Raw genomic sequence first — 255 nt, forward strand, 5'->3', positions numbered from 1 at the left:
TTCGACGTAACCCAAGTGGTAAATACTTTGTATCTATCCTTGTCGAAACAGAAGTACAAGAGATGCCTAAAACTCAATCCACTTGTGGAATTGACGTTGGATTAAAAGATTTTGCTATTCTTTCTGAGGGTACCACATACAAGAACCCTAAATTCTTCCGTACATTAGAAGAGAAGTTAACAAAAGCACAGCGTATCCTTTCCAGAAGAACGCAAGGTTCTTCGAACTGGAATAAACAACGTGTGAAAGTTGCTA

Annotated in this window: 1 protein-coding gene; it reads left to right on the forward strand. The window is 38.4% G+C overall.

Annotated elements, in window-relative coordinates; translation table 11 throughout:
* Positions 1 to 255 (forward strand): transposase (locus AAIE21_RS29475; RefSeq protein WP_343269886.1); only part of this gene is annotated, 255 nt, incomplete at both ends.

Source organism: Paenibacillus sp. 102, assembly GCF_039549175.1.
In the GTDB taxonomy this organism is placed as follows: Bacteria; Bacillota; Bacilli; order Bacillales; family Bacillaceae_G; genus Bacillus_A.